Source organism: Streptosporangium sp. NPDC000396, from assembly GCF_042898655.1.
GTDB lineage: Bacteria > Actinomycetota > Actinomycetes > Streptosporangiales > Streptosporangiaceae > Streptosporangium.
In genome coordinates this window covers 1-19266 of sequence record NZ_JBIAZA010000039.1, presented here as the reverse complement: position 1 = coordinate 19266, position 19266 = coordinate 1, and the positions used below count along the sequence as shown (strand labels likewise).

16 protein-coding genes are annotated in these 19266 nt (G+C 70.2%); 4 read left to right on the top strand and 12 right to left on the bottom strand.

The window, feature by feature from the left end; translation table 11 throughout:
• The first annotated feature begins 166 nt into the window (after positions 1–166).
• The gene (locus ACFY2X_RS41090) at positions 167–1174 is read left to right on the top strand and encodes a sugar phosphate isomerase/epimerase family protein (RefSeq protein ID WP_389948827.1); all 1008 of its coding nucleotides are present in this window, start codon (positions 167–169) and stop codon (positions 1172–1174) included.
• A 94-nt stretch (positions 1175–1268) separates the two neighbouring features.
• Here ACFY2X_RS41090 and ACFY2X_RS41085 read toward each other — a convergent pair whose 3' ends face one another.
• The 3 genes from ACFY2X_RS41085 to ACFY2X_RS41075 are packed head-to-tail and all read right to left on the bottom strand — an operon-like array spanning position 1269 to position 3033.
• Entirely contained in the window at positions 1269–2354 is a 1086-nt protein-coding gene (locus tag ACFY2X_RS41085; protein ID WP_389948824.1) for an alcohol dehydrogenase catalytic domain-containing protein, read from the bottom strand.
• Positions 2355–2364: 10 nt separating this feature from the next.
• The gene (locus ACFY2X_RS41080) at positions 2365–2559 is read right to left on the bottom strand and encodes a ferredoxin (protein ID WP_389948822.1); all 195 of its coding nucleotides are present in this window, start codon (positions 2557–2559) and stop codon (positions 2365–2367) included.
• A gap of 9 nt (positions 2560–2568) precedes the next feature.
• A complete protein-coding gene (locus tag ACFY2X_RS41075; RefSeq protein ID WP_389948819.1) occupies positions 2569–3033 on the bottom strand; it encodes a pyridoxamine 5'-phosphate oxidase family protein in 465 nt (154 codons plus the stop codon).
• Positions 3034–3110: 77 nt separating this feature from the next.
• Between ACFY2X_RS41075 and ACFY2X_RS41070 the strand changes: the two genes are divergently transcribed.
• Entirely contained in the window at positions 3111–3758 is a 648-nt protein-coding gene (locus ACFY2X_RS41070) for a class I SAM-dependent methyltransferase (protein ID WP_389948817.1), read from the top strand.
• 95 nt (positions 3759–3853) lie between these two features.
• Here the strand turns inward: ACFY2X_RS41070 and ACFY2X_RS41065 are convergent, their stop codons facing one another.
• From ACFY2X_RS41065 to ACFY2X_RS41035, 7 genes are all read right to left on the bottom strand, one after another.
• Entirely contained in the window at positions 3854–8266 is a 4413-nt protein-coding gene (locus tag ACFY2X_RS41065; protein ID WP_389948814.1) for an SDR family NAD(P)-dependent oxidoreductase, read from the bottom strand.
• A 30-nt stretch (positions 8267–8296) separates the two neighbouring features.
• Positions 8297–9250, bottom strand: a complete 954-nt coding sequence (locus ACFY2X_RS41060; protein WP_389948812.1) for an enediyne biosynthesis protein UnbU — start codon at positions 9248–9250, stop codon at positions 8297–8299.
• On the bottom strand, positions 9250–11343 hold the full coding sequence (locus tag ACFY2X_RS41055) for an FG-GAP-like repeat-containing protein (protein WP_389948810.1): 2094 nt from the start codon (positions 11341–11343) through the stop codon (positions 9250–9252). The genes ACFY2X_RS41060 and ACFY2X_RS41055 overlap by 1 nt, the downstream gene beginning before the upstream one ends.
• A 32-nt stretch (positions 11344–11375) precedes the next feature.
• Positions 11376–12812 (bottom strand): DUF1702 family protein, encoded by a 1437-nt coding sequence (locus tag ACFY2X_RS41050; protein WP_389948808.1) that lies wholly within the window; start codon positions 12810–12812, stop codon positions 11376–11378.
• A 114-nt stretch (positions 12813–12926) separates the two neighbouring features.
• The gene (locus ACFY2X_RS41045) at positions 12927–13967 is read right to left on the bottom strand and encodes a prenyltransferase (RefSeq protein WP_389948806.1); all 1041 of its coding nucleotides are present in this window, start codon (positions 13965–13967) and stop codon (positions 12927–12929) included.
• Between the two features lie 7 nt (positions 13968–13974).
• Positions 13975–14691, bottom strand: coding sequence for a class I SAM-dependent methyltransferase (locus ACFY2X_RS41040; protein WP_389948804.1), 717 nt, complete (start codon positions 14689–14691; stop codon positions 13975–13977).
• A 36-nt stretch (positions 14692–14727) separates the two neighbouring features.
• On the bottom strand, positions 14728–15972 hold the full coding sequence (locus ACFY2X_RS41035) for a glycosyltransferase family 4 protein (RefSeq protein WP_389948802.1): 1245 nt from the start codon (positions 15970–15972) through the stop codon (positions 14728–14730).
• A gap of 290 nt (positions 15973–16262) precedes the next feature.
• Here ACFY2X_RS41035 and ACFY2X_RS41030 point away from each other — a divergent pair, with 290 nt between their 5' ends.
• Positions 16263–17288 (top strand): GDP-mannose 4,6-dehydratase, encoded by a 1026-nt coding sequence (locus ACFY2X_RS41030; RefSeq protein ID WP_389948801.1) that lies wholly within the window; start codon positions 16263–16265, stop codon positions 17286–17288.
• Between the two features lie 134 nt (positions 17289–17422).
• Positions 17423–17773: a hypothetical protein gene (locus ACFY2X_RS41025; RefSeq protein ID WP_389948799.1), complete on the top strand. Its 351-nt coding sequence runs from the start codon at positions 17423–17425 to the stop codon at positions 17771–17773.
• Between the two features lie 181 nt (positions 17774–17954).
• On the opposite strand, the gene ACFY2X_RS41020 is transcribed toward ACFY2X_RS41025, so the two are convergent.
• Both ACFY2X_RS41020 and ACFY2X_RS41015 read right to left on the bottom strand, forming a co-directional pair.
• On the bottom strand, positions 17955–18170 hold the full coding sequence (locus ACFY2X_RS41020) for a DUF397 domain-containing protein (protein WP_389948797.1): 216 nt from the start codon (positions 18168–18170) through the stop codon (positions 17955–17957).
• Positions 18158–18991: a helix-turn-helix domain-containing protein gene (locus tag ACFY2X_RS41015; RefSeq protein ID WP_389948795.1), complete on the bottom strand. Its 834-nt coding sequence runs from the start codon at positions 18989–18991 to the stop codon at positions 18158–18160. The genes ACFY2X_RS41020 and ACFY2X_RS41015 overlap by 13 nt, the downstream gene beginning before the upstream one ends.
• Between the last annotated feature and the right edge of the window lie 275 nt (positions 18992–19266).

The window sequence follows — 19266 nt, the reverse complement described above, 5'->3', positions numbered from 1 at the left end:
GCCCGGACCCCGAGTCGCGGCTTCCTTCACACCAGCCCCCTTTTGCAGAAGTCTGCAAAAGACTGCGAAGCAAAAGAAAAAGGTCTTCACAGGCTTGGCGGAAGGAGGTTACCTTCTGCTCAACCACATCCGAAGCCGGAGGCGTCGTGAAACGGACTGAAGAATCATGACCCGGCCCATCACGCTGTTCACCGGGCAGTGGGCCGACCTGCCGTTCGAGGAGGTCTGCCGGTTGGCGGCCGAATGGGGCTACGACGGGCTGGAGATCGCCTGCTGGGGCGACCATTTCGAGGTCGACAAGGCTCTGGCCGACGACTCCTACGCCGAGCGCAAGCTGGAGGTGCTCGCCGAGCACAACCTGAAGGTGTGGGCGATCTCCAACCACTTGGTCGGCCAGGCGGTCTGCGACCACCCGATCGACGAACGGCACAGGGCGATCCTGCCCGCGCGGATCTGGGGGCCGGGGGATCCGGAAGGGGTGCGCCGTCGTGCGGCCGAGGAGATCAAGGACACCGCCCGCGCCGCGGCCAAGCTCGGCGTGAACACCGTCGTCGGGTTCACCGGGTCGTCCATCTGGCATGCCGTCGCGATGTTCCCGCCGGTGCCGTCCTCCATGATCGAGGCCGGATACGCCGACTTCGCCGACCGGTGGAACCCGATCCTCGACGTCTTCGACGAGGTCGGAGTCCGCTTCGCCCACGAGGTGCACCCCAGTGAGATCGCCTACGACTACCACACCACCGTGCGGACCCTGGAGGCCATCGGCCGTCGCCCGGCATTCGGCCTGAACTGGGACCCCTCACACATGATCTGGCAGGACCTGGACCCGGTCGGATTCATCCTGGACTTCGCCGACCGGATCTACCACGTCGACTGCAAGGACACCAGGCTCCGCTGCGGCGACGGGCGGCGCGGCCGGCTCGCCTCCCACCTGCCCTGGGCCGACCTGCGCAGAGGCTGGGACTTCGTCTCGACCGGCCGTGGAGACGTGCCCTGGGAAGACTGTTTCCGCGCGCTGAACTCCATCGGCTACGACGGGCCCGTCTCCATCGAGTGGGAGGACGCGGGGATGGATCGGCTCGACGGCGCTCCGGACGCCCTGGCCTTCATCGGGAAACTCAACGCCGTCACACCCCCGGCCGCCGCCTTCGACGCCGCCTTCGGTCGTGAGTGAGGGCCGGCCGGGCCGGTGACCGCGTGACCGGTCCTCCGGCGAGGAGGCCGAAGCCGTACGGCCCGCGCCGGTGACGCGGGCCGTACGGAAATCGCTAGTCCATGACGACGACCTGGCGCAGGACCTCGCCGCCCCTCAGTGCGGCCACGGCCTCGTTGAGATCGGAGAGCTTGATGCGAGCGCTGATCATGCTCTCCAGGTCGAGCTTGCCCGCCTTGTAGAGACCGGCGAGGAACGGGAAGTCCCGGCGGACGTCCGACCCGCCGTACAGCGAGCTGAGGATGTTCTTGCCCTCGAACAGCAGGCTGAAGGCGTTCAGCGGGACGGTGTCGTTCGCCGCGCCCGCCCCCACCACGATCACGTCGCCGCCTCGGCGGGTCGCCTTCCAGGCGGTCATGATCGCGGCGGACTTGCCGACGGCCTCGAAGCCGTAGTCGAACCCCTTGCCGCCGGTCAGCGTGCCGACGGCATCCATGAGCTGGTCAGGGGTGACGGCGTGGGTGGCGCCGACCTTCTTGGCCAGCTCGTGCTTGGACTCGATCGGGTCGATCGCCAGGATCGTGGTCGCGCCGGAGATCCGGGCGCCCTGGATCACCGACAGGCCGATGCCGCCGCTGCCGACCACGGCCACGGTCGAGCCGGCCCTCACCCGGGCGGTGTTCAGCGCCGCCCCGACGCCGGTGGTGATGCTGCAGCCGATCAGCGCCGCCGCCTCGTAGGGCACCTCGGGGTCGACCTTGATCGCGCCCTGCCAGGGCACGACGATCTCCTCCGCCCAGGTGCCGCATCCGGCCATGCCGAAGGCGGGGGTGTCGCCGTCGTAGCGGAAGCGGGCGTTGACGAAGCTCTCCAGGACGTAGGTCATGCACAGGAACGGCTGGTTGACGAGGCAGTTGGCGCAGCTGCCGCAGGCCGGGGTCCAGTTGATGATGACGTGGTCGCCGGGCTCGACCGTGGTCACGTGGTCGCCGACCTCCACGACCTCACCCGCGCCCTCGTGACCGGGGATGACCGGCAGCGGCATGGGCAGCGTGCCGCTGATCACCGAGAGGTCGGAGTGGCAGACACCGGTCGCCTTGACCTTGACGCGAACGTCCGTCGGGCCTATCGGGGCGAGGGCGAAGTCATCGCGGATGTCGAGCTTGTCGTCGCCGACGGCGTGCAGAAGCGCACCACGCATGGGGGTCCTCCTAGTTCTCCTCAAGGGAGAGGGCGGCTTTGGGACAGGACCGCACGGCGTGCCGGACGCGGTCCATCATCTCCGGCGGCGGCTCAGGCAGCAGCAGGTGCAGCTGGTCGTCGTCGTCGACTTCGAAGACCTCCGGGGCGAGTCCCATGCAGACCGCGTTGGCCTCGCAGACCAGATAGTCGACTTTGATTCTCATGTGCGTCTCCTAGGCCGGGGTGGCGAGCTTACGGTGATCCCAGGAGATCACTCGGGTGGGCTCCACCACGAAGGCGACCCGTTTGCGGCCGGTATAGGTGACATACTCCGCCAGGAGTTCTTCGGCGTCAGGCATTCCCGCCATCCGCCGGGCCACTTTCATACCGATGTCGAGGATGCCCTCGGCGTCGTCGATCCGCCGGGCGACGCCGTACACCAGGACCCCGCGCAGGTCGGAGTATTCGTCTCCGGCCTCGATCAGGCAGCTCACCCGGGCGTCTCGCTGGATGTTGAGCGTCTTCTGGGCCTTGCCATAGCTCCAGAAGGAGATTTTGCCCTCGGCCAGCCCGTAAAACATGGTCACCAGGTGCGGTGTCCCGTCCGGGTTGATCGTGCCGAGCTGGAGTTTCCTCGACTCGTTGAGGAAGGAGGTGACCTCGTCCTCGGACATCACGATGCGAGCGCGCTGGTTCACGGTGCAAAGTAGAACACGTTCCATAGGGCCGGGCAAGGGTCATTTGGAATATTGTTCGGTCTGGGTAGTCTGCTCCGATGAGCATCCCGACCATGCCCGCCGACCTGCTGTACGCGGCCCAGCGCGCCAAGGGCTTCATGCCCCACGCCGAGGGTCTCGTCCTGTTCGAGACCGCCGCCGAGTACGGCTCGCGCGGCCCGATCTGCGAGATCGGCACCTACTGCGGCAAGTCCGCGATCTATCTCGGCGCGGGAGCCAGGCAGGCCGGTTCGGTCGTCTTCACCGTGGACCACCACCGGGGCTCGGAGGAGATCCAGCCGGGGTGGGCGCACCACGACCCCACGCTGATGGACCCCCGCTTCGGCAAGATGGACTCGTTGCCCACCTTCCGCTCCACGATCGCCGCCGCCGGTCTTGAGGACGAGGTCATCGCGATCGTCGGCAGGTCGGAGCGGGTCGCGGGCCTGTGGAGCACCCCGCTGGCGATGCTCTTCATCGACGGCGGTCACTCGGAGGAGCCGGTGACCGAGGACTACGAGGGGTGGGCCCCGCACGTCATGCAGGGCGGCGTGCTGGTCTTCCATGACATCTACCCCGACCCCGCCATGGGCGGGCAGGCGCCCTACCGCGTCTACCAGCGGGTTCTCGCTTCCGGAGCGTTCAGGGAGATCAGGCAGGAGGGGTCGCTGCGGGTGCTGGAGCGGGTCGGCCCCGGGATCGGCTGATCGGGATCCCGCCGGCTGAGGCTCCCTGCCGGCTGAGGCTCCCTGCTGACTGAGGCTCCCCGACGGCTGACCGGCCCGCCGGCCGCGGTCAGTCGTCAGGGCTGCTCCTCAGTCATGATCGCGACCGCCACCGGCGTCCGCACGCCCCTGACCTGGACCACCGTCGAGGCGATCAGCGCGGTGTCCGCGCGCAGCAGCAGCCAGCCGCCTTCGTGACTCCCCACGACGGCGAGTGGCGTCTCCGGCGGGCGGCCCGCCTTCGACAGGCACTCGACGACCGTCCGGACCCTGGTGGCCACGGTCTCCTCGGTTTCGTCCAGATGCGGCAGCAACTCGGCGGCCAGAAGGGCGGACGCGGCTCCCGAAGCCCGTGCCGCGCCGCCCCCCACCGGTTCCCAGGCACAGCGCGCCGGATCGTCCACGCCGAGCACGAGATCGCCCAGGTGGCTGTGGGAGGTCCCGCCGTCCATGGTCACGTGCAGCGCCGGGTCGAGGCCGAGCCCCACGGCGGCCCGCTGCAGATAGACGGCCAGCAGGTTCGGCGGCCACGGGTCATGCCGGGGCAGCGGGCCGACGTCCTTCAACCGCAGCCCGGTCCACGCCGCCACCAGCCGCCCGCGCACGTCGGTGGCGGTGACGTCCCAGACGTACTCGCCCCCATGGTGGTTGCGCTCGGTGGCGTGCAGCCTCACATCCCCCTGGGAGGGCCGCACCACCAGCCGCTCACCGCCGACCGGCAGCAGCCGCCGGTGCGGTACGCACGCCTGCAGCGCGTGGATCGTCGCGTCGCTCAGCCCGGGACTGCCCAGCACCGGCCTGTCCTCGAACCAGCCGTCGGGGTCGTCACCGTGCAGCTCGCCCCTGCACCCTCGCGCCTCGACGAGGGTGAGCTCCCTGACCCGCTGGAACCGCCCGGTGTGGAAGCACAGCGCGCCGTACAGGTCCCCGGCGTTCAGCGGCTGGGCGCCGTCCCGGTTCAGCTGCGGTACGGCCAGCGTCTCGTCGGCCGGGTCCACCGGGAACACCGCCCTGAAGTGGTCGACGCGGAACCCGGTCTCCTCGCTGCGGACCACGACCTCGACCGTCTGCTCGTGCCGGAGCGCGCACACCCGGATCGTGGTGCCGCCCTCGTCGGGCACGACCACCGGCCGGTCGAACGTCATCTGCACGGCCTCGTCCAGCGGACGCCCGGCCAGCACCCCGGCGGCCTGCGCCATCGCCTCCAGCGCCACCACCGCCGGAAGTACCGCCAGCCCGTCGATGCGGTGATCGTCCAGATAGCCATCGCTCTTGAGCGAAAGGCGGCTGTCGGCGACCAACTCCACCCCGGGAACATGCACGCGTATCCCGTCGAGGAACCGTCCTCCCGCCGGGCACGGGGCCGGGGGCTCGTCCAGCCTGCCGTGGACGGCCACGCTGGGCGGCAGGTCCTTGGTCCTGAGCAGCTTGAGGAACAGCTCCGTTCCCTCCCACGGTGCGATGGACGTCACATCCGCCCCTGCCGTGGCGCCGGTCGCGTCCGCCTCCTCCGTCCCGGCCGCGGACCACACCGGCCAGTCGATGTTCAGCCCGCCGAGCCTTCTGACCCGCTCCCGCATCAGCCCGTCGGCCAGCGCGCGGGGGCTCTCGCCGATCAGGCCGTGGCGGCCGGCCACCGATCCGAACGTCACCACGCGGTGCGGCATGGTCACGTCGAGGAGGTTGTCCAGACCGGTGAGCTTGGACGCGACGTGCCTTTCGAAGTCCTGGGCCGTGAGGTCGGTGAACCGGCCCGGCCGGTCGACGCCCGCGGCGTGGACCACCATGGTGACCGGTCCCAGCGCCCTCTCCAGATCCCGTACGGCACGAGCCACCTCACCGGCGTCGCTCACCTCGGCCGCCGCGTAGCCGTACCGGACGCCTGCGCCGGTCAGCCTGCCCAGATTGGCGGCCAGGGCCGCGTCATGATCCGGGCTCGCCCGCCCGAGCAGGGCCAGCGCGCACCCGCCGGCCTCGGCCAGCGCCAGGGCGCAGTCGAACCCGGCCCCCTTGCCGCCTCCGCTGACCAGCACCACGTCCGCGGGGCCCACCGGGAGCGGCCCCTGCCCGTCGAGGGCGAGGACGGTTCTCTCGCGCGGGGGTTCGGCGCCGAAGTCGAGATCGGGGTGTTCCGCCGCCAGGGTTCTCAGGAACCCGGTGACGGCGTCCGATTCGCAGACCACGGTCAGCGCCTCGTGGCCCGTGACCGCCTCGCGGGCCGCCGCGACCAGCCTCTCGGTCGTTTCCGGCCGCAGCGGGTCGTCGATCACGATCCGCCGGGCCGGCTTCCCCTCACGATCCGCCCGTGGCCGGGCGCCACGGTCGCCTTCCCGACCCCACGCCGTCGCGGAGGAGTCCGGGCCGCCGGTTTCCCGGTCCTCGGCGAAACACCTCACCCAGCGTGCCACCCCGGGCACCGGCCCGGTCGTGTCCGGCGGTTCCAGCCACGCCGCGTCGCCGGTGTCCCGGGTGAGCCTCTCCACGACACCGGTGTGGCGATCGTGACCGGCGTCGCCGTACGGCGAGCCGCCCGGCGCGGAGGAACAGGGGTTGGAGATGAAGACGCGGTCGCGCCAGATGTCGACGGGTCGGGCCGGCTGGTCTCCGTAAAGGACGGACAGGTCCGGGATCGCCCCGGACGCCCAGAGGACGGCGGTCTCAAGGACGTCCGGACGGCCGGAGCCGGGGTCGCGAGTGTCAGGCTGCGGCTGTGCGTCGGGCCGGGCGGGCTCCGCCGCGTCCTCCGGGCCGCGGGTGCCGGGCGCGGGCTGTGCGTCCGGCCGGGCGGCCTTCATCGTGCCTTCCGGGTCGCGGGTGCCGGGCGCGGGCTTCACCGTGTCCAGCCGTTCCAGGGCGAGTCCCGCCCGCTCGGCGAGTTCCTCCGCGGACCCCGCCACGATCGGGATCCGCAGCGGCCCGGCGGGGGCGGTCCCCAGCGCGCACGCGAGATCGCACAGCTCCGCCTCCGACCACCGCTCCGCCTGGTCCGCCACCCGCTCCAGCACCGGCCGTACGGCCTGCGCGTTCTCCCCTGAGAACGCGAACACCAGGGGCTCCTCCGGCGAAGGCCGGTCGGCCGCCCGCGGCGCCGGGGCGGTCTTCGGGACGGTGAGGCGGACGTCCGCGCCGACCGGGAGCGTGAGGACGACATGGGCGTCAACGCCGCCGAAGCCCATGGCGCTCACGCCCGCATGGCGGGGTCCGGCGGGCCAGGGCTCGGGGGCGGACAGGACGCGCAGGGGGGTGCCGGGGGCGGTCAGGAGACGATGGGGCGACCCGCATCCGGTGGTCGGGGGAAGGACGCCGGAGGCGATGCTCAAAGTGGCCTTGATCAGGCCCGCGACCCCGGCCGCCGCCTTGGTGTGCCCGATGTTGGCGCTGACCGCCCCGATCGCGGCCTGCCGTACGGCATCGGAGAGAAGCCGGGTGAGGGCGGTGAGCTCGACGGTGTCGCCGGCGGCGCTGCCGGTGCCGCTGCCCTCGAACAGGGCGACCCCGGCGGGAGAGACGCCCGCCCGGTCGTATGCGCGGCGCAGGGCCAGGAACTGGCTGCCGCCGGCCCCGGGGCGGGCGATGCCGCCGGAGGACACGCCCCAGCCGGTGATCTCCGCGTAGATCCGGAGCCCGGCGGCGCGCGCGTCGGCCGTGCGCATCAGGGCGACGATCCCGCAGCCCTCGCCCGGCCAGAAACCGTCCGACCGGGTGTCGTAGATCCGCATCCGCTCGCCGGCCAGCGCGCCCGTCTTGGCGAGGCCGACCAGCTCGAACGGGTCGAGGCCGAGATCCACGCCTCCGGCCAGGGCGAAGTCCGCGCTCGCGTCCAGCAGCGAGCGGCAGGCGATGATCACCGCCAGCAGGGACGAGGCGCACGCGCCGTCCACCGCGTATCCGCCGCCGCGCAGGCCGAAGTGGTCACAGATGCGCCCGGCGATCGCGCCGGGCAGGCCGCCGGCCAGGCTGTCGGCCGAGGTTTCGGGGAACGGCCGCAGATACTCGGCCTCGGCGCGGGCCAGCAGCCGGGCCGTCTCCTCCTCGGAGAACCCGGTCAGGACCGAGGCCAGCACGCGCCGCACGTACGGCCAGCGCAGCCGGAGCGCGCAGGCCCGGCTGACCTCGCCGGTCAGGGTGTTGCCGACGACCACCGAAACCCGGTCCCGATCGAGTCCCTCCCCGCCGGGAAACCCGGCGTCGGCCAGCGCGCGGGACGCGGTGTCCAAGGCGAGCCAGTGAGCCGGGTCGGTGACGCGGTGGACCTGGCCGGGGATGTGGAAGGCGTTCCGGTCGAATTCCCAGCCCTCGATCAGGGCGGCGCGGGTGCTGTGGGTGCGGTCGGGGGCCGACCGGTCAGGGGAGTGGTAGTCGGCCAGGTCCAGCCGTTCGGCCGGTACCCGCCGGAACGCCCGGCGCCGCCACAGCACCGTCTCCCACAGCGCCCGCGGATCGGGCGCATCGGGGTAGGTGCAGGCCAGTCCCACGATCGCGACGGACATTCGGGGCCACCCCTCAGGTGTTCACATGGATCATGACTGAACGCCCGCGGGAACCTCGGAGAGGGCATGCGCGGGCGCGGGAAGGGGGACGACTGCCGGATGGACGCGGGCCAGCACGGCCAGGCCCGCGCCTCGACCGGCGCAGACGGCCACGAGCGCGAGGAAAAGCCCGAAGACGATGTGGAACTGGACCAGCAGGCCGTAGACCGCCGCCGTGGCCAGGCCGAACACGACCTGACTGCGGGGTCCGAAGGGAGTCGTGCCGGGGTCGGTGATGATGTAGTTGGTGTAGAGGACGAAGAGCACGCCGGTCATCGGCAACAGGGCACTGATCACCGAGATGTCGCCCAGCCCGCCCCGGACGAGCCCCTGCAGGACGAACCCGCCCGTCCACCCCAGGATCAACGGCAGCTTCCCGGTCAGCTGGGCGTTCACCATCGAGCCCGCCACCAGTACGGCCAGCGGCACGATCGCGTCGAACGGCCCGGACGCCCACGCGGTGAACTGGTGCGGTGGTGCGATGCCGACCCATGGGAACAGCAGCAGCACGGCGACGACGCCGAAGGCCGCCGGGTTCAGGTAGTGCCTGCCGGACGCGCTCGCACCACGCTGCCTCATCCTGCTCGGCACTCTGACCCGCAGGACGTACTTGCTGCCGACGGCGATCAGGACGGCCAGCGCGACCGGCATCAGGTGCGCGTTGCCGTACAGCAGCATCGCGCAGACGAGACCGTCGGTGACGGACGGCAGGAAGAAGTCGACCACCCGGCCGCCCCGCCTCCCCCGGTACCGGACCGGGCGCCCGCGCGCCCACGCCTCCACGGTCTCCAGGACGAACTCGGCGGTCACGCCGGTGATCACGCCCACCACCGGCGCCAGGTAGGCCTGTTCGAGGCCGAGGAGGCCGTGCCCGAGCACGGTCACCAGGGCGGCGGATCCGGCGAAGCAGCGAAGCGCCGTGCTGCGCCTCTGAGCGGCGGTCATCATGGCTGGTCCATATCCGAGGCGTGGCCGTCGGCCAGCAGGATCCGGTGCCAGCCGGGTTTGACGGACACCGATGCGGTACGGGCGACGCCGCAGGCGTCGCGCCAGGACAGGTCGACGGGCAGCGGAGCGTTCGGCGCGCCGGCGCCCAGGCCGAACAGCAGCTCCGGCGCGGAGACGCCGTTGTGACCGCCTGCCGGGTAGAGCTGCCGGCTGAGCGTGGTCCCGTTGGGCAGGCGCATCCTGGCGGTGGCTCCGATCGCGGGACGCGTCAGGCCCGGGTGATGGGCCGAGGCGGCACCGGGCGGGGTCTGCCGGGCCGGCGCGGGGGGAGGAAGGGTGATGCGGGTCAGGGGAGGTCGCGGCAGGGTGAGAGGGGCGCCGGGGGCGGCGGGCAGGATGAGGCGGGTCAGGGGAGAGCGCGTCAGCGTGGGGTCGGCCGGGGCGGAAGCCGCCGAGGCGGCGGCCGTACCGCAGGATCCGGCGGGAAGGCGCAGCCGCAGGCCCACGAACGGGGCGGTGGCGCCGTCGTTGCGGTAGAGCACCGACTCGGCCCACTGGTTGGCGACCACGAAGTCCAGCCGCCCGTCATCGTCCACGTCGCCGATGGCGAAGGCGCGGCCGACCGTGTCGCTGCCGACTCCGGCCCGCCGGGCCACGTCCGCGTAGCGGCCGTCCGCGCCCCTGGTGAAGAAGCTGTTGGTGTCGCGGCCGGACAGGTCGTCCCCGGCCCTGATGTTCGGCCACAGCGCCGGGCGGGACAGGGTCAGATCGTTGGACATCGCCGCTTCCTGCAACTGCGCCCACCGGTTGACCTCGCCCCGGACGAACCCGGTCGCGTGCATGATCTCGTCGGTGCCGTCGTTGTCGAAGTCGGCGGCCTTGACGTCCCAGGACCAGCCCGTACGGCTCAGCCCGAGCTCCTCGCTGCGGTCGTCGTAGGGCGCGTGACCCTCGTGGAATCCGCCCGGCCGGGAGACGAAGGCGAAGTTGCTCTCGTGCAGCCCGTAGTCCTCGGTGACGTTGCTGACCAGGATGTCCGGCGTGCCGTCGGTGTTGAGGTCGGTGAAGCCGACCCCCATGCCCTTGAAGGAGTCTTCGCCGAGGACGTGGGATCTGGGCGTGGTCAGGTGCCGGGTGCCCCGCGCCTGCCGGAACCGGATCTTCCCGGGTGCGGACTCGTTGACCAGCAGCTCGTCCGGACCGAAGTCGTTGGCCACGTAGAGGTCGGGCCGCCCGTCGCCGTCGAGATCCTGAGCGCCCAGCGCGAGCGTCCAGCCCCTGCCGCCGGTGCCGTCCCCGGGGCCGCCGGCGGCGTCGAACGCCGCTTCGGCCTCGGCGAACCGTGCCGGTCCCGTCGCCCGGTAGAGCCGGTTCGCACCGCCGTCGCGGGCGTCGGAAAGCGAGCCGGCCATCGCGACGCCGCCCTGGTCGCCGGTGTCGTCCAGCACCTTGGCGCCGTCCGGGAAATAGTTGCCGAAGACCAGGTCGAGGCGCCCGTCGCCGTCGAAGTCACCGGCCGTGGCGGCGTTGGTGTTCCAGATCTCCGGTTGCGCGGTCAGGTCGCGGTGAAGGAAGGCCAGGGCGGAGGGCGGCGCGCCGGGGACGCGCAGGAACAGCGAGGGGGAGCGGCCCCAGTAGTAGACGACCAGGTCCTGCCAGCCGTCCTGGTCGAGGTCGGCCGGCAGGCATCCCATGGGCGCCTCGTACGGCCTGCGCCCCGGCGGGGCCAGAGCGAACGGCCTGTAGTCCTGGGGCGTCCCCGGCGCGGGGCGCACGGTCACGGTGTCGTGACGCGGGTCGACCAGGCACACGTCGTTGGAGACGACCTCGTTGTCGACGTCGAACAGCGCGACGCCCGCGCCCGTCGAGGACACCCATCCCCGGATGTTCTCGTAGCCCGGTGCGACCGGCCGCGTGCTCCGGTCGCCGGGCCCGCCGGCCGGGCCGAGCGGGCTGGCGGCGAAGGAGAAGCCCGCGGCCAGCTGCCCCGTCAAGGTGTCAGGCAGTCCGGTCAGCCCCCATCCGGCGGTGCAGGCTGCCAGAGCCAGAGCCCCCGCCACGTATTTGCGAGCCCCTGATATCGCTTTCACGGCCCCCCCGAGCTGTGGTCGTCTCGCGGTCGTCAATCGCGGTTGCGCCGCGCCCAGGCCTTCCTGATCCCCGCTCGCCAGGCCTGGTAGTGGTCGCTGCTGTGGGCGTTGTGACCCAGGGCGATGAGCGCGGTGTCGGTCCAGGCACCGGCCTCGTCAACGTCCACGCCGCACAGCACGGGTGTGGCGGCGGCCGTGTGCTCGGGTACGGCTCCGGAGATCAGCCGGGAGGCGCAGGCGAAGGCGCTGCCCTGGACGAGGTGGGCGCGGAAGCCGTCCTCGGACGCGGCGGTGCTCAGCCGCTCCAGCTCCGCGGTGCTCGCGCCGCCGGAGTAGGCGGCGGCCAGGCCCACGCCGCTCCACAGGTCGGCGCGGCGGCCCGCCGGGAATTCGGCGATGCGCAGGATGACGTCGTCCACGCCCGCACACTCGTGGAACCAGAGCATCCGGCCCAGGCCCTGGTCGAAGATCGCACGCCGGGTGCGGTCCATCAGGCCTGCCGAGCGCTGGCGCCCGATCGTCCGGTCGGTGGCGAAGAAGCCCTGGTGGAATCCGAAACCGTCGAACGCCAGCCAGCGCAGCAGCGGGTGGACCGAGCGGATGCCCCACATCGGCCGCATGCGCAGCCGGGCGTACGCCCAGCCGGCACCCATGTGGATCATGTGCGGATAGCGCATGCCCTGGCCGCTGAGCAGGTCTCTGAGCCGCCGGCCGCCGGTGACGGTGAGCACGTCGAAGGTCGCGCAGGCCATGCCCGCGCCCTCGTAGGCGAACCCCCGAAGCTCCTCGTGGAGGTCGTCGATCCGCTCCGTCTCACCCGCGATCACCGCGTTGAAGCCGGTCAGGAACGACTGCCCGGCCGTCTCCAGGCGCCGGCGGGCCGGGCCCAGCCGGAACCGGCGCGGCCCGAAGTCGATCTGGGAGAGGTTCTGCCACAGCAGGCCGGACAGGCCGCCCGGCCTGGTCAGCTTCAGCTCGGCCGGGTCCGAGACGATCGGCCTCGGCGTGACGTCGGGGACCTTTTCCGTGACCTTTTCCATGCCGGAGTTCTTCTCCGCGCCGGGGGGCTTCTCCGTCCCGGGGGTCCTTCCCGCGCTGGAGGCCTTTCCGGCTGCGGCCTTTCCCTCGTCGAGGGCCCTCCGGGGTGCGGTTCTCTCCGCGCCGGGAGTCTTCCCGGCCGCGGCCTGCTCCGTGCCGGTGGCCTGTTCCGCGGTGGTGGCCTGTTCCGGGGCGACCTGCTCCGGGGAGGTCTGATCCGGGGTGGCCTGTTCGGCGCCGGCAGGCTCCTTCATGTCCGCTGGATCGGCGGCCTGCCCGGTGCCGGTAAGTCTTTCCGTGTCGGCGGCCTGCCCGGTGCCGGTGGGCCTTCTCGCACCGGTGACCAGCTCCGCGTCAGGGGCCCGCTCCGCGTCGGCCCCACCGGCTCCATCGCTCTGAGCTACCGTCCGGGCACCCTCCGCATTGCTCACAGGCTCGAACGTAGTGAGCCGCATTGGGCCCTTCAAGCACCGCGTTTCGGGTTCCTGGCAAAGAAAACACCGGGGTGCGTCTGTGGATCTTTGCCCTGGCCGGGGGGATCCGTCTCAGGTCAGCGAACCGGCGTGACTGCACCCGCAGGCCGCCGTGGGGCGATCCGTCACATACTTGCCCGCGTCCCGGAAGATGCCCGAGGCCGGCGTGTAGCCGTTCAGCGCGTCGGCGGCGAGCACGACGGCGGCCGCGGTGTACGCCGAGCGCTCGTGCGGGAAGTGCTTGCCGTTCACGAACTGCCAGCCGGTCCAGTACGAGCCGTCCTCGTGCCGCAGGTGCTGCATGTCGGCGAAGAGTTTCACCGCCCGGTCACGGTCGTCCATGGCGTCCAGGGAGAGCACCAGCTCGCACGACTCGGCGCCGGTCACCCACGGCTGGTCGGAGACGCAGCGGATGCCGAGGCCCGGTTCCACGAACGTGTCCCACTCCTCGGCCAGCCGTGCCTGGGCGGCCGGGCCGCGCACCGCGCCGCCGAGGATCGGGTAGTACCAGTCCATCGAGAAGCGGCTTTTGTCGGCGAACGCCTCGGGATGGGCGACGAGCACGTGGCCGAGCAGATCGGCGGCGAGCTCCCAGTCGGGCTGCGGGTCGCCCAGATGCTCGCCGAGCAGCACGCCGCTGCGCAGCCCCTGGTGGATGGAGGCGCAGCCGGTCAGCAGGGCGTACTCGGCGGGCTTGCCGCCGGCCGCCCGCTCCCAGACGATCTCGCCCCGGGTGGTCTGCAGCTCGACCACGAAGTCCAGCGCCGACCGGACGACCGGCCACATCTCGCGGGCGAAGTTCTCGTCCCCGGTGACCAGCAGCTCGTGCCAGACGCCGACCGCGACATAGGCGGCGTGGTTGGACTCCCCGCCCTGCTCGACGGCCTCGCCCCCGACCAGCTTCATCGGCCAGGAGCCGTCGGCCCGCTGCGTGCGGACCAGCCAGTCGTAGCCCTTGCGGACCGGTCCGGTGAGCCCGGCCACGCTCATCGCCATCAGGCACTCGACGTGGTTCCAGGCGTCCACGTGCCCCTCGGGCCACGGAACGCCGCCGTCGGGCTCCTGCACGGCCGCGATGCTCTCGGCGGTCTGGACGACCTGCTCCCATCTCACCGGTCGCTCACCGCGCAGGCTTCCGGACGTAGAGCACCACGCTCTTGCCGATGAGCGGGTTCAGCACCGCTTCGGCGATCCGGGTGGCGGCCGGGCGCTTCATGATGTCCCAGACGAGGATCTCGTGGTACGCCTTGGCCAGCGGGTGGTCGTCGTTGTTGACGCCGACGGCGCACTTGATCCACCAGTACGGCGCGTGCAGGCCGTGGGCGTGGTGGTGAGGGCCGATCTCCATGCCGATCGACTTCAGCTTGGCGCTCAGCTCGGCCAGCGTGTAGATGCGGACGTGCCCGCCGGGGGCGGTGTGGTAGGCCTCGTCCAGCGCCCAGCAGATCCGCTCGGGCAGGAAGCTCGGCACCGTGATGGCCGCCTGGCCACCCGGCTTGAGCACCCGGTAGATCTCCCGCATCGCGGCCATGTCGTCGGGGATGTGCTCCAGGACCTCGGCGGCGATCACCCGATCGAAGCTCGCGTCCTCGAAGGGCATCTTGAGCGCGTCACCGGTCACGGTCTCGGCCGTCGCGCCCGGGGGAACCTCTCCGGCCTTGTCCATCGCGGCGAACATGCTCGCCACGCCTTCCAGCTCATCGGCGTCCATGTCGAAGGCCACGACGTCGGCGCCCCGGCGCAACACCTCGAACGCGTGTCGCCCGCCGCCGCATCCCAGGTCCAGAACTCGGGTTCCGGGCCCCACGGGCAACCGGCCGAAGTCGACAGTCAGCACTCGCCGCTCCTATTGAGATGATCGATTGGGGATCGGTTACTTCGCACGCCGGGATCGGATGGCCTCGTGGTAGGCCTCCACGGTCCGTTGGGCGACGACGTTCCAGGTATAGCGCTCCATGACCCGGTCGTAGCCCTTCCTGCCCACCGCTTCGCGTTCCTCGGGCGAGTCGTGCAGGCGGCGCAGTACGGCGGCCAGTTCCTCGGGGTCGCCGGGGGTCACCTGGATGGCCGCGTCCCCGACCACCTCGGGCAGCGCGCCGGTACGGCTGGCGACCAGCGGGGTGCCGCAGGCCATGTGTTCGACGGCGGGCAGCGAGAAGCCCTCGTAGAGGGAGGGGACGACCGAGATCTCCGAGGTGGCGATCAGCTCGCCCAGCTCGGTGTCGGAGATGCCGTGCACGAATTTGACCCGGTCGTGCAGGGAGAGCTCGGCGACCAGCTTCTCGGTCGGGCCCCCGGCGGTGGGCTTGCTGACCACGGTCAGGTTCACGTCGCGCTCGGTGGCGAGCTTGGCCACCGCCCGCAGCAGCGTCGCGACGCCCTTCATCGGGGAGTCGGCGCTGGCCACGGCGACGATCGAGCCGGGCCGCCTGGGCATCTCCGGGCGCGGATGGAAGTAGCGGGTGTCCACGCCCAGCGGGATGAGCCGCATGTTGGACTGGGGCACGTTGAAGTCGCGGTGGATGTCGGCGAGGGAGGACTCGCTGACGGTCAGGATCGGGTTCAGCCTGGGCGCGACCTTGGCCTGCATCCGGACGAAGCCGTACCACCTTCTGAGCGAGAACTGCTTGCGCAGCGGCGCGGCCTTGAGCTCGATGCGCCGGTCCACGCTGATCGGGTGGTGGATGGTGCCGACCACGGGGAACAGCTTCTGGATGCCGAGCAGGCCGTAGCCGAGCGTCTGGTTGTCCTGCACCACGTCGAAGTCGCCGACGCGCTTCTTCAGCTCGCGATACGCCCGGAGGGTGAAGGTCAGCGGCTCGGGGAACCCGGCGGTCCACATGGTCGCCACTTCGAGACAGTCGATCCAGTCGCGGTACTCGTGGAGTTTGGGAGTGCGGAAGGGGTCTTCGTCGCGATACAGGTCCAGGCTGGGGACCTTGTTGAGGATGACGCCCTCGTCGAGCTCGGGATAGGGCGGGCCGGAGAAGACCTCGACGTGATGTCCGAGGGCGACCAGTTCACGGCTGAGATGACGCAGGTAGACGCCCTGGCCACCACAGGTGGGCTTGCTGCGGTAGGACAGCAGCGCGATCCGCAGCGAGTCAGCACCCGGCACGGCAACCCCTTCCTCACCCTGTCCGGAAGGGGACAGGTACCGTGAAAGATGACCTTAGTATTCGGACCCTACCATTCGGTAGCTCTATCGGACTCGATGTGGAATTGTCCTCAACGCCAGCCGTACAGGGCCCGAACTGGGGCGTTAGCCTAACCGAGCATGATTCGGTGAAACGCGTTCTAGTCATGATATGACCGTCATGGTGCCCATCTGCGGAGGTGGCGGTACATTCGCCAGTCACACGGCACACAGCCCGGGCGAAAGTCCCGCCCACGAGCGAGGAGGACGCGTTGGCCAGGCGCGCACTGATCACCGGTATCACCGGGCAGGACGGTTCCTATCTGGCCGAGTGGCTGCTGAGTCAGGGCTACGAGGTCTGGGGTCTGGCCCGGGGGCAGGCCAATCCGCGGGTCTCCCGGGTGCGCAAGCTCCTCCAGGACGTTCAGCTCGTCCGCGGTGACCTGCTCGACCAGGGCTCGCTGATCTCCGCCGTGGAGAAGGTTCAGCCGGACGAGGTCTACAACCTGGGCGCCATCTCGTTCGTCCCGATGTCGTGGGAGCAGGCTGAGCTCACCGCCGAGGTCACCGGCATGGGCGTGCTGCGCATGCTGGAGGCGATCCGGGTCTGCTCGGGCATCTCGTCCTCGCGCACCGCCGGATCCGGCCAGATCCGCTTCTACCAGGCTTCCTCCTCCGAGATGTTCGGCCAGGTCCGCGAGACCCCGCAGAGCGAGACCACGCCCTTCCACCCCCGCTCGCCGTACGGCGTGGCCAAGGCGTACGGCCACTTCCTGACCCAGAACTACCGCGAGTCGTACGGCATGTACGCGGTGTCGGGCATCCTGTTCAACCACGAGTCCCCGCGGCGGGGCGCCGAGTTCGTGACCCGCAAGGTGTCCCTCGGCGTGGCCAGGATCAAACTCGGCCTGGCGGCAGAGCTGCGCCTGGGCAACATGGAGGCCCGCCGCGACTGGGGTTACGCGGGCGACTACGTCCGCGCGATGCATCTGATGCTCCAGGCGGGCGCGCCGGAGGACTACGTGATCGGCACCGGCCGCACCCACTCCGTCCGTGAGCTCGTGGAGGCAGCCTTCTCCGCCGCCGACCTCGACTGGGAACGGTACGTGGTCTGCGACCAGTCCCTGCACCGCCCGGCCGAGGTGGACCTGCTCTGCGCCGACCCGAAGAAGGCCCGCGTCCAGCTCGGCTGGGAGCCCACGGTCTCGTTCGAGGAACTCGTCGCGATGATGGTCGAGTCCGACGTCAAGCTGCTGTCCAGTGGCGGCGACCCCGACCAGGACTCCTCCTGGCCCTGAGCCGCTCTTCTCGCCGAAGGCGACTCGTTTGCCTCTTCCATCGTTTCATTACCGTAAGTAACGGAAATGTAGCGGTGAGTGACGATGAGGGGATGGTGTTCCGTGCCCATCCCCGAGTGAGAGGTGAAGCAGCGATGACCGAACAGCTGATACAGATCCCCATCTTCGCCGACGCCGAGGACGGGGAGGCTGAGCTCGCCCAGGGCACCTACCGCCTGTACTGGTACGGAAAGGACTTCAAGAAGACGCGCAACGAGGCCTACGCCTTCGCCGCCGCCCGAGGGGAGGGGCACCAGCTGGCCGACCTCCCCTCCGACGTCTGGCGCACCAGCGCCGCCAAGTACCTCGACGGCCCGGCGTGGATCTACTCCTGGAGGGGCGACAGCTACGGCGACGGCAACGTCGTGCTCCACCCCAGCGGATCGATCACCACCGTGGAAGACGGAAACCAGCCGCTTCCTTTCCTCATCAGCTACATCGAGTAATCGCCACCCTCGGCTCGTTCGGAGGCCTGGCCGTACAACTGACGGAGTACGGCCAGGCCTCTTCTTCTATCTCCGGGCGAAGCGTGCTTAGTGGTGCTTCTGGTGGTCTGGAGCGGATTGTTTACCGGGAAGCGCGCATGGCGCATCCGATTCGACGGAGCGTTTCCCAACAAACGATCAATCAGTCGAACTCGCCGTCTTTTACGCCGCCGACGAAGGCGGCCCACTCGGAGGCGGTGAAGACCAGCGCCGGGCCGTTCCTGTCCTTGCTGTCACGGACGCCTCGGCGCCCGCCGGACAGCTCGGCGACCTCGACGCAGTTACCGCCGTCGCCACCGGACAGGTGGGATTTGCGCCACGTGGCCGTGCGGAGTTCCTGGATCGTCAGGTCGTCCATCGCCGCATCTTCTCCTTGATCAGGTTCAGCGACTCGCGCCGGGACAGTGCGTCCGCCCGAATCACCTCGTATTTGAATGCCAGTGCCCGGACCTCTCCCGACCGCTCGGTCACCCGGCCGGTGATTCCCTGGGACTCAATGTAAGCCGTGTCATTGGCTTCCGGAAGCTCGGCGAGGAGGAATCCGCCGAGCAGACCGGCGGTGTTGCGAGCGCTTTCCGGAAGAACCTGGATGGAGATCCACGGGCTTTGTCCGACTTCGAGAAGATGAGTGAGCTGCTCTTTCATGACGCCGGGGTCGCCTATGGTCCGGTGCAGCACCCCTTCGTCGATGACCACCCAGAACATCGGGGGCGTGGTGCGCCTGAGAATGTGCTGGCGCTCCAACCGGGCGGTCATGTGCTCTTCCGCCCGCTCGGATGTGACGCCGGGTTCGCCGCTCAGCAGGGCCCTCGCATATCCCTCCACCTGAAGAAGGCCTGGAACGATCAGCGGCTCCCAGGATCGCAGGACTTCCGCCTCCTGTTCGACCTCCACCCATGGCCGGAACCAGTCAGGCACCTGGTTGGCTGCCCGGTCGAGCCTGTCCACCAGGTCCGCGAGTGAGGTTCCCAGCCCGAGGGCCTGGTCGATCGCCTGAGCCAGGGGCCGGTTCGGTGCCCTGTGGCCGTTCTCCAGCATGCTCAGCTGGCTGACAGACAGGTTTATCCTCGCGCAAAGCTGTCTTTGGCTGAGCCTGGCCTTGTTGCGGTGCTTGCGGAGTTCTGTCCCGAAATAGGTGCGTGGTGTGACCGCCATTTCGAGGTTTTCTGAATCGATCATGAGCCCTCCCTTTCGGCATTTTTTTCACGGCCTCCCGGAGGGCGCAAGGAGTTCACGGAATCTGTGAATCAAACGCGGACCCAGAATCGCCGCGTGCGCCCTCTCTGATTTGGGATCGTTGAGATACCCGAGGTGGGCGTGCATGGGCCGTGGTCAGCGGGGCGAGTGGAAATGTGAACTCAGTGAGGTGATCTCAGCGAAATAGTTCGGGCGATTGGGATTTCTTGAACGCCGCCCGTGGCGTTCCGGGCCTTTCGGGAGGAGTCGCCGAAGGC

What these genes read in the sequence shown, in the direction of transcription:
- ACFY2X_RS41090 (WP_389948827.1), top strand. Translation starts at nt 167, where the DNA reads ATGACCCGGCCCATCACGCTGTTCACCGGGCAGTGGGCCGACCTGCCG.
- ACFY2X_RS41085 (WP_389948824.1), bottom strand. Translation starts at nt 2,354, where the DNA reads ATGCGTGGTGCGCTTCTGCACGCCGTCGGCGACGACAAGCTCGACATC.
- ACFY2X_RS41080 (WP_389948822.1), bottom strand. Translation starts at nt 2,559, where the DNA reads ATGAGAATCAAAGTCGACTATCTGGTCTGCGAGGCCAACGCGGTCTGC.
- ACFY2X_RS41070 (WP_389948817.1), top strand. Translation starts at nt 3,111, where the DNA reads ATGAGCATCCCGACCATGCCCGCCGACCTGCTGTACGCGGCCCAGCGC.
- ACFY2X_RS41065 (WP_389948814.1), bottom strand. Translation starts at nt 8,266, where the DNA reads ATGTCCGTCGCGATCGTGGGACTGGCCTGCACCTACCCCGATGCGCCC.
- ACFY2X_RS41060 (WP_389948812.1), bottom strand. Translation starts at nt 9,250, where the DNA reads ATGACCGCCGCTCAGAGGCGCAGCACGGCGCTTCGCTGCTTCGCCGGA.
- ACFY2X_RS41025 (WP_389948799.1), top strand. Translation starts at nt 17,423, where the DNA reads ATGACCGAACAGCTGATACAGATCCCCATCTTCGCCGACGCCGAGGAC.
- ACFY2X_RS41020 (WP_389948797.1), bottom strand. Translation starts at nt 18,170, where the DNA reads ATGGACGACCTGACGATCCAGGAACTCCGCACGGCCACGTGGCGCAAA.
- ACFY2X_RS41015 (WP_389948795.1), bottom strand. Translation starts at nt 18,991, where the DNA reads ATGATCGATTCAGAAAACCTCGAAATGGCGGTCACACCACGCACCTAT.